This window comes from Anabaena catenula FACHB-362, from assembly GCF_014698735.1.
Classification (GTDB): domain Bacteria; phylum Cyanobacteriota; class Cyanobacteriia; order Cyanobacteriales; family Nostocaceae; genus Anabaena; species Anabaena variabilis_A.
In genome coordinates this window covers 21880-31998 of the sequence record NZ_JACJTQ010000058.1, presented here as the reverse complement: position 1 = coordinate 31998, position 10119 = coordinate 21880, and the positions used below count along the sequence as shown (strand labels likewise).

Here is a 10119-nt window from a genome sequence, read left to right as displayed (position 1 = left end):
TACAACAAAATCCCAATACAGTCACAATAGCTGATGACTTTGCCGGGGAGCATAAGTGAGTAATTGGTAGTAATTGTTAGCTTTTCAGCTACTGTTAATTAACCTCACAAGAACGGAGAAATTGCTTTCGACCAACAAAGCTCGATAGGTGATAATTCAGGAGAGTAAGGGGGCAAAAACTTGACTTTTGAATAAGGAAAAATCGTGGCAGCTACCTTTACCAAAGAAAGTACAAATAATTTCCCCCGTTTCTTGATTAATATTCTCAATATTCTATAATGTAAAACTATTGTCAGATGGGCATACTACCCTGATGATAAAACAATTTTGTTTACATATTTTAAGACAAAAAAGAATGATGCTGCCATTTATCTAAAATATCTTTAAATAAAACTTCCTCTAACCAAGTTTTAGTAATTACAGTTAAGGGTATTGCCATTAATAATCCTAAAGCTCCAAAAAAAGTAGCAAAAACTATTTGAGCAGTTAGGGTAATAGCAGGTAATAAAGCTACCTGTTGAGCCATGATCGTGGGAGTTAACCAATAACTTTCAATATTTTGAATCACAATATAGACAATCAAAACTGCTACAGCTTTCCAAGGAGCATCTATGAGAGCGATTGCCATAGGAAATACTACACTTAACGTCGGTCCAATATTGGGAATAAAATTAAGTAATCCTGCTAAAACAGCATGAGCTAATGCTAGAGGAACTTGCAAAATCCATAAACTAATCCCACTCAAAGCTGCAATAAATACCATTTCTATCAAAGCACCTATTGTCCAATTTCCCAACCCAGTTGCACAGCGCGAAAGAATTTCATCAACTCTTCGGCGGTAAAAAGAGGGAAATATCCGTATAAATGATTGGCGATATGGTTGAGGATCTGCCAATAACATGAGAGTCAAAACTAAAACGAGTAAAAATTCTAAAGTAGCATTAATAGAAGTAGTTAATATTGTAAATGATCTCTCAAATACTTGCCTGGCTAAGGGTTGAATTTCCTGAATTAAGTCATTAAAATTAGGTATATATTCAGTTTCTCCCCCAAAGCGGTTTTCTAAATAGTTGAGCCAATCTTGAATCCTGGATATCCCTGCTGGTAGAAGTTTTAAAAGTTCTTTAAACTGAGTAATAAAAGGAGGTACAATCAAAAAGAACAAGCTAATAAACAGTAAGAGCAATCCAACAACACTGAGTAATACTGACCAAGAACGCTTGATGTGTAATTTTTGGATTTGTAAAACTAACTGATTTAAAGCTGTGGCTAGAACTACTGCTGTAAAAAACAGTAATATCAAACGTCGAATCTGCCAAAGAATATATAGAGAAGCGATTAAGCTTAGTAAGCCCAACAATTTACCAAATTTCACGTCTGTAGTACCTCCGCATTAAATGATAAACTGGAGTAAATTGGCTCACAGGTATTATTTTGATTTTACTGATCATCTTTAACTTAAAATATATAAAAAATCTGTCTTTTAGATGGAATTTACCACAAATATGGATGATTATAATGTCACTTTAGATGGATGCATTACGTAACTGTATCAGTTAGTTATTGAGAGACTATATTTGGTTTTTTAGTTTTCGCAATGAGTGAAAAATTACTCTTTGTGGAGATTTTAAGGACTAAAGTCCTGACTACGAGTCTTCTTTTAATTTAACAAGTTCAGCGGAATTCCGCCGAACTCTTTAAAAATCAAAGTATATATAAGGCAAGCCACCTTTGGGAGCTAGTAAGCCCACAGCGTAAAAGCATAAAGGTACGAAGACAAGTTTAATAGGCCAGCTAAACTCTAACTTCAGACCACGCTTAAATACATAAGCTATAGTCATGAGTACTGTTAAAGCTGTGAGTAAGTAAGATATTTGATATTGGCTGATATTGAGGACTTCCACGTAGACTTTTTGGGCAAATTGTTCATCAGCAGTATGACCCCAAAGATGTTGAAAGACCAAAGTAGAGTCTTGGAGGTTGGGGAGACGGAACCAAATCCAAGATGTAAAAACCATTAGCTGTGTTAAAAACCAAGCGAAAATTATCCCCAGAGGGTTTTGCCAGAATATTTCTAGAATTTTCAAGCGATCGCTTATGGCATCTGTGAGACGATGAATTCCTAAAGCTATGCCATGAACAGCGCCCCAAACCACAAAACCCCAAGCGGAACCGTGCCAGATTCCTGCAACTAGCATCACTATTAATAAATTGCCACAGGTGCGAATCAACCCACGACGGGAACCCCCCAAAGGAAAGTAGAGGTAATTCCGCAACCAATCTCCTAAAGTGATGTGCCAGCGTCGCCAAAAGTCGGCAATATTTGTACTGAAGTAGGGAAAGTTAAAATTTTCAGGTAGCACGAAACCGAAAAGTAAAGCACTCCCACGGGCAATATCTACGTAACCGTTAAAATCTAAATACAACTGTAATCCGTAAGCAAAGGTAGCTAACCACAAATCAGCGCTACCTGCCCGTTGTAAGTTACCAAAACATAAATCCACAAAAATTCCCAGATTGTCTGCGAGAATGCCTTTTTTAACTGCACCTCTAGCAATTAACCATAAACCCTCTGCCACTCTATCAACATTAGGAAATCTGACCGTATTGAATTGAACTGCTAAATTATGGTAACGAGTAATGGGTCCAGAAATTAGCTTAAGAAACAGCAATTTATATACAGCAAAATTCAAAAGTTTTTCCGTAGCAGGCGCACCACGATAGACATCTATTAAATAAGAAATGCACTCAAAGGTAAAAAAAGAAATTCCCAGAGGGGCAATAAATTTAAATGTCGCATCTGGTGAATTTATGGGCTGATTAAACAGTAATTTTAATAAAATAGGCAAATACTTAAAACTTAACAAAATTGCCGCATTTAAAATTATGCCCAACCATAGAATCTTCAGCCGCCGTAGATTCCAGTCAGCTTGAGAAAATTGCCAATCTTCATTAGAAATTTGCCAGTTTTGGGAATGTTTACTTGGTGATGTATTTTTCCCAATTTCTAGCCCCAGACGAAAGTTAATAAAAGTAAGTACTAATAGTAATGGTAGATATTGAATGTGCCAAGATGCATAAAATACAAGGCTAGCTATTAGTAACGTCCACAGTTTTAACTTTTGTTCAGATACAGTCCAGTAAATGCCCAAAACACTCAGCAAAAAAATCCCGTAAAAAATTGATATGAACTTCATTTTTTAGTAATTGCTTATTAATTATTGGCAGATATAGATAACAGTAAACAGTCAAACTTGATCACTGTTAGCTAATATGAAGTCACTTAATAATGACTTACGCAAAATTTCTCTAAATCCTCTTTCCTATGCCTTCGGCACGCTACGAGAACGCGCTCTTTGCGCCTTTGCGGTTCATTTTTTCCTTACTTTTGCGTAAGTCCTATTAATTAAAGATCCAAATTAATCTCCGTCTCAACCGTCCGGCCACTTTTATAAACCTTAAACTGAAACGGTATGATTCACCTTCTTACTTCACAATCCAGGGAATCATGGGATCAATTGCGAGCTTTTGCGATACTTCATATGCTCCATAGCGGTTTAGGTGACTAGGATCTGAAAAGTAATCATTTGCTTTTAGCCAAATTTTACTGAAATCCCGGTATATAAAGTTGGTATTAGTAGTAGATGAATTTAACATATATTGTTGAAATTCTTGCTCATATTTTAGCCGTATTGGATCTAGGTATTCTTCTGTAAGAGGCATATTCACAAACACTATGGGGATTTGATTAGTTTTTGTAAACTCCAAAACCGATTGCAAAGCTGCATCTTGTTTACCTTGTAGTAAAAAAGATTTATAGTCGTTATCGTAATTTCCAGTTACTCTAGGGTGTTTTTGATAGTATGTGGCGGGATTGAATCGAATGTGTAAGGGTAAAAAACCATCAAAATCTACTGATTGGGTGGTATTATCTGCGTTGGTATCGGGCATCAGTTGAATTTTTGCTGTCATTTGCTGATTGCTAAAAGGCAAATGATTTAGTTGTTTTTGCAATAAATTTTTAATTTGATCACGGTTTTTGTAGCTAAAAGATAGCCCTAATAAAGACTGATTTAACCACTCATCTGCGGCTTGATAGCTGTTATTATCAGTTTTCAAAACAGGAAGTTTTTCGTCAGTTGTAACCTTTGTTTCTGATTTGAGTAATTTATTGCTACTAATCTTGATTGCCGCTTTATTTAAAACTTCTTTATAACCTGGTGATGCAGCAATGGAATTAAAAGTTATATCTTCTCTTCCACTGTTAAAAGCCCTAGCACCATCTGCCCAAAGAATGAGTCTGGGTAATTCCGAAGGTTCCAAAACTTGGCGAATGATAAAATCTACAACTTGCGCTGTTGCACCATTAATGCCGAAGTTAAATACATCAACGTTGGGATAACCCTGAGTTGCTAAAGCTTTAGAAAGGGCTACCGGATCGATTCCTCTTAGGGCGCGAGAAGAACCAATAATTAATACATCTGGAGGATGGCCAGTTGTGACTATACGGTGTTTATACAGTGCTAATTGTTCATCTAATTGTCGAGCATTAAAACTTGGTATTTGGGATCGTGCTGCTAAAAGAATAGCAGTAGAGTTAGCTTTTTCTTTCAATGGTGCAGCTGGCAATTTTTCTGATGAATTATCATTTTGGATGAATCCAGAAGCATTAAATGCAGAATTCTCAGTCTGAGAAGATTTTGTGTTTTCAGTACTGCTAAATAATGCTGTTTTCTGACCCTGATCTTCTCCTAATTTCAAAGACGATTGTGACGGGGATAAAATACCAGCGACTTTGGTAGAACTTGATCCAGTCCGAGTAACCACATAACCCAACATCCAATCACTTTGGATTGCAAGAACTAATCCTAATACCATCCAAATTATTACACCCCAAATGCCTTCTTCATCATGATTAGATTCGATTGACGAGGTTGCTTCTGTAAACAGTTGAGTTCCTACTAGCAACTTTTTCAGTTTGTGGTTAGCAGTTTCTACCCAATTCTGTGCTACTTCAGTCACAAAACTTTGAACGTCCTGTGGTGTTAAATCAGGACGCAAAATTGGCTCATTATTTTCACTACTGAGTAAATCACTTAGATATTCAGCAGTTGCCGCAAATTCTGGCGTAGCTTCAGGCACTAATCGTTGACGATGTCCTAAATCAACACCGTGACTCCAAGCTGGTTCTTTATCGCCGGCACGACGACCATAAACACGTACACCAATAATACCGGCAATGTTGAGTTGGCGAATAAATTGAACAACTTTAGTGGCTACCTGTGGTCGTGTCGGACAAATTGGCGCATCACACATAATGTGTAACAAATCACCTTTACGAAGCAGCATCACGCGGATACCACCTGTTTTTAACCGCCAATCCATGTCAAAATTGAGTAAGCGCTCTAGTGAAAAAATGATTGCTGGTTCATCACCAGAAATACTGAGATCCAGTGTGGATGTTGCCAAAGCGGGATGCTTGGCTGCCGGTAAAGATAACCAATCTACCCAGGCAGGTTGCTTGTCGCCTGTTTTTTGACCGTAGATGGCAGCAGCAAGAATACCTTGAGGAGCGATCGCTTCTAGCTGGGATAAAATTACCTGTAAGCAGGTTTCCTTATCTGGTGCTGGGGCTGTTTCTAAGGGATCAAAGGCTGGGGTGCAAAATATGTGTAGGGTAAATTCTTTCAGAGAAGCTTGAATAGAAATTTTAAATTCTGACAACACCTCAGTTAAAAGTCTAGCGATCGCTTGCAAATCTCCCCACCGCGCCCACTCTTTCAACATCGTCTCTGGGGGCGTTAAATCCACTCTTAGCCGCCAATCAGCGTCAGTTTCCCCTTTGACTTGAGAAACTATGACTGCATCGTCATAGCCCAACAGTTTGAGATGTCGCAACCTCTGAGCTATGGGTTCCCCTAATAAAGAGGCATCAGGGCTATAACTCGACTGACAAAATATCCAGAGACGATGACCTGGAGTCTTAGATTCAGCTTGAGACTGATGGGGCTTAATTTTAACTTGTACTGCCACACCCAAAGTACTCAAATTTTCGCTGAGATAGCGAGCAATAGCGTCTGGGTTGCCTTGACGCGCCAAACTCTCATTTGAGACAATCAGCGCCCCATTAACTTGTCTAGATTTGGCTGAATGTGCTAACAGTTCTTGCTGTACCTGCTCTAGATGCCGATCTAATTGATTCAGATACACTCGGTGACACCATTCAGGATGGTGTACCCCTTTCTTTCGACCATAGACCAATACTTGGTATATTGGGGATTGTTCTTCACTTGTGAGGCTATCCAAGTCCGTTTGCTGTAGTGCTTGCAGCAAATCAGACAGAGTATGCCAACGTTGCGGACAGTCTGTACCTTCGCAAAGTATATGGAGGTCATTTCCTAGCAACCGGACTTTCACCCCGAAAGTGCTGATCCCTGTTGCTTGGCTTACCCACTGCACTAAGGTTTGCTGACGATCAAGTAATACTGTTTTCATGGGAAGTTAACTTTAACAGGAAGCGAGTATTGGGGGATTTTGCCTGTACTTGTAAACTAGAAACATAGATTTATCACATTTTGCAGTTTTTTTTTAACAATTTTGTTACCTTTGTAGCTGGCAAAATGGGCAAAGATAGTTTTATAAGGTTACACATCCTATGAAGATTGAGTTTTGCGTCTATTTTACTCATCTGTCAATCACAAAAAATTAGCAATGTTATCTGTAACCCAAAACACCTCCACTAATTCTGGACTAAATTTGATTTTTTGTAGCATTTCCCAATCTTGTCTTCTCCAAATAAGTACAGCCGCTCTGCTTATGCTGCTCATAGCAGATAAAGCCACTGGTAAAGCACTAGAAGCTTTAGGGGAAGCAAGTGAAGAAGTATTTCGGGGTGAACGCCTCCCCAACCTCACCTTCCCAGATGAATAGGAATTAAACCAACCCTAACTATATATAAGCATTTATTGGCTCCAGGTAGTCCTATGCAGCCGAAGCGAAAAAACTAGAATTGTAAACAGTATTGGCTTTACGAGAGCGGAGACTATGGGTTCCCTTTTATACTCTTCATCGCAAACAGCGAATGTCTACCCCATGTCGGAATTATTCTTGCGTCATCGTCTACAGGTAGTAGAGGAATTGTGGGAGTCGGTTCTTCGACAAGAATGCGGCCAAAAAATGGTAGACTTATTACGACAGTTACGCGATTTATGTTCGCCTGAAGGACAAGCTACACACGACCAAGCCTCTTCAGCTGTCGAATTAATTGAACAATTGAATATCAACGAAGCAATTCGTGCGGCTCGCGCCTTTGCTCTGTATTTCCAGTTAATTAATATAATTGAGCAGGAATACGAACAAAAACAGCAATTAACCCGCTATTCTGATACAGAGACAACTAATCAGGAATATCTGGCCAATATTATTTATTCAACGAACCAAAGAGAAGATGACTTACCTGTCACCAAGGCATTAGGTGCAGACGCAGGAACACAAAGTTGGATAGATAACACTCAAGTCAGCCAAAAAGGGACATTTTCTGCCTTATTTCCCCTGTTATTCAAACTAAATGTACCACCGCAGCAAATTCAACGCCTAATTTCCCAGTTGGATATCCGCTTAGTGTTTACTGCACACCCAACGGAAATTGTCCGTCATACTATCCGCGATAAACAGAGACAGGTAGTAGATCTGTTACAAAAATTAGATGAATTAGAAAATCGATCTGGTGGCTATCCTTGGGAAGCTGCGGAAGTTAAAGAACGATTACTAGAAGAAATTCGTCTTTGGTGGCGTACAGACGAGCTTCACCAATTTAAACCTACAGTCCTCGATGAAGTAGATTATGCCTTGCATTACTTCCAAGAAGTCTTATTTGACGGCATTCCCCAACTATATAAACGCCTCAAATACTCCCTAGAGCAAACATTTCCTTGGTTAGAACCACCTAGTAAAAATTTCTGCTCCTTTGGTTCCTGGGTAGGCTCAGACAGAGATGGAAATCCATCGGTGACACCAGAAGTGACTTGGAAAACCGCTTGCTATCAGCGGAAAATGGTGTTGGAAAGATATATCAAATCAGTGAAACAACTGATCGAATTATTGAGTGTGTCCATGCACTGGAGTGATGTGCTACCAGATTTGCTGGAATCTCTGGAGTTAGATCAATCTACCTTAAGTGATGTATATGATGCTCTAGCACTGCGTTATCGCCAAGAACCCTATCGCCTGAAACTGGCTTATGTGCTAAGACGACTGGAAAATACACGCGATCGCAATCTGGCTTTATATAATCGGGAGGTTCCACAAAATGAAAATGCCTCAATGTACCGTTCAGGATCAGAGTTCTTAGCAGAACTGCGGCTGATTCAACGGAATTTGACAGAAACTGGCTTAGGCTGTCGAGAACTAGAAAACCTGATCTGTCAAGTGGAAATTTTTGACTTTAATCTCACCCAGCTAGATATTCGCCAAGAATCATCCCGTCATTCCGACGCGCTGAATGAGATTCTCGAATACTTGCAAGTTTTACCCCAACCATATAACGAACTGTCCGAGTCACAAAGGGTAGCTTGGTTAACTGGGGAACTGCAAACCCGACGGCCGTTGATTCCCAGCGAACTGCCATTTTCCGAAAAAACCAACGATGTCATTGAAACTTTCCGCATCTTGCGATCGCTACAACAAGAATTTGGGATCAGCATCTGCCAAACTTACATCATCAGTATGTGCCGGGAAGTTAGCGATGTTTTGGAAGTTCTAATCTTAGCCAAAGAAGCCAGATTGTTTGATCCCGCCATCGCTGTAGGTTCAATTCGAGTCGTACCTCTATTTGAGACAGTAGAAGACTTACAACGCTCTAACAGCGTCATGAGTCAACTATTTGAACTCCCCCTATATCGCGCCTTATTAGCAGGGGGCTATGAAGCAATTAATCCAGAAACAGCCGGATTAACTCCCCAAATCCCCAACTCCCCATCATCTTCTATTCTCAACCCCAACTTACAAGAAGTGATGCTGGGGTATTCTGATAGCAACAAAGATTCTGGTTTTTTAAGCAGCAACTGGGAAATTCATAAAGCCCAAAAATCACTTCAGAAAATCGCCGAAAAGTATGGCGTTAACCTGCGTATTTTTCACGGACGTGGTGGTTCGGTGGGACGGGGTGGCGGCCCTGCTTATGAAGCAATTTTGGCTCAACCAGGAAACAGTATTAATGGCAGAATCAAAATTACTGAACAAGGGGAAGTTTTAGCTTCCAAATATTCCTTGGTGGATTTGGCGTTGTACCATGTCGAAACTATTACTACTGCGGTAGTGCAAGCTAGTTTACTGCGGACTGGGTTTGATGATATTCAACCCTGGAATGAGATCATGGAAGAGTTATCAGTGCGATCGCGCCAACATTATCGCGCCCTGATTTACGAACAACCTGATTTTATCGACTTTTTCCACCAAGTCACTCCCATTGAAGAAATTAGCCAATTACAAATTAGTTCCCGTCCAGCCCGACGACCATCTGGGAAGAAAGATTTAAGCAGCTTACGGGCTATACCTTGGGTCTTTAGTTGGACACAAACCCGAATTTTGCTACCTTCTTGGTATGGCATGGGTACAGCTTTACAAGACTTTTTAGACGCAGAACCGGAAGAACACCTTAAATTGCTGCGCTACTTTTATATGAAGTGGCCGTTCTTCAAAATGGTAATTTCTAAAGCCGAAATGACCTTAGCTAAAGTAGACATTGAAATGGCACGTCATTACGTCCAAGAATTGTCCAACCCTGAAGATAAATCCCGGTTTGAGCAAGTTTTTGAGCAAATCGCTAGTGAATTTTATCTGACTAGGGATTTAGTTTTAAACATTACCGGACACAAAAGACTTTTGGACGGTGATCCGATCTTGCAGCGTTCTGTACAGTTACGGAATGGGACAATTGTACCTTTAGGTTTTATCCAAGTTTCTTTACTCAAGCGTCTACGTCAATACAAAAACACCAGCACCTCTGGAGTAATTCACTCTCGTTACAGCAAAGGTGAATTGCTAAGAGGAGCATTGTTAACTATTAACGGTATTGCAGCAGGTATGAGAAATACAGGTTGATGGGTAATTCGTAATTCG

6 protein-coding genes are annotated in these 10119 nt (G+C 39.7%); 2 read left to right on the top strand and 4 right to left on the bottom strand.

What is annotated here, in order from left to right; translation table 11 throughout:
* Nucleotides 1-104: 104 nt before the first annotated feature.
* From H6G68_RS27940 to H6G68_RS23870, 4 genes are all read right to left on the bottom strand, one after another.
* A complete protein-coding gene (locus H6G68_RS27940) occupies nucleotides 105-176 on the bottom strand; it encodes a hypothetical protein (protein ID WP_422596727.1) in 72 nt (23 codons plus the stop codon).
* Nucleotides 177-340: 164 nt separating this feature from the next.
* Nucleotides 341-1375, bottom strand: a complete 1035-nt coding sequence (locus H6G68_RS23880; RefSeq protein ID WP_190908872.1) for an AI-2E family transporter — start codon at nucleotides 1373-1375, stop codon at nucleotides 341-343.
* A 322-nt stretch (nucleotides 1376-1697) separates the two neighbouring features.
* A complete protein-coding gene (locus tag H6G68_RS23875; protein WP_190908871.1) occupies nucleotides 1698-3197 on the bottom strand; it encodes an MBOAT family O-acyltransferase in 1500 nt (499 codons plus the stop codon).
* 289 nt (nucleotides 3198-3486) lie between these two features.
* On the bottom strand, nucleotides 3487-6495 hold the full coding sequence (locus H6G68_RS23870) for a DUF1574 family protein (protein WP_190908870.1): 3009 nt from the start codon (nucleotides 6493-6495) through the stop codon (nucleotides 3487-3489).
* Nucleotides 6496-6711: 216 nt separating this feature from the next.
* Between H6G68_RS23870 and H6G68_RS23865 the strand changes: the two genes are divergently transcribed.
* Both H6G68_RS23865 and ppc read left to right on the top strand, forming a co-directional pair.
* The gene (locus tag H6G68_RS23865; protein WP_190908869.1) at nucleotides 6712-6930 is read left to right on the top strand and encodes a hypothetical protein; all 219 of its coding nucleotides are present in this window, start codon (nucleotides 6712-6714) and stop codon (nucleotides 6928-6930) included.
* Nucleotides 6931-7044: 114 nt separating this feature from the next.
* Complete coding sequence (ppc, locus tag H6G68_RS23860) at nucleotides 7045-10101, top strand: phosphoenolpyruvate carboxylase (RefSeq protein WP_190908868.1); 3057 nt, start codon at nucleotides 7045-7047, stop codon at nucleotides 10099-10101.
* The last annotated feature ends 18 nt before the right edge of the window (nucleotides 10102-10119 follow it).

Bases quoted from the DNA above. Each gene is read 5' to 3' on its own strand.
- H6G68_RS23875 (WP_190908871.1), bottom strand. From the start codon at position 3,197: ATGAAGTTCATATCAATTTTTTACGGGATTTTTTTGCTGAGTGTTTTG.
- H6G68_RS23870 (WP_190908870.1), bottom strand. From the start codon at position 6,495: ATGAAAACAGTATTACTTGATCGTCAGCAAACCTTAGTGCAGTGGGTA.
- H6G68_RS23865 (WP_190908869.1), top strand. From the start codon at position 6,712: ATGTTATCTGTAACCCAAAACACCTCCACTAATTCTGGACTAAATTTG.
- ppc (WP_190908868.1), top strand. From the start codon at position 7,045: ATGGGTTCCCTTTTATACTCTTCATCGCAAACAGCGAATGTCTACCCC.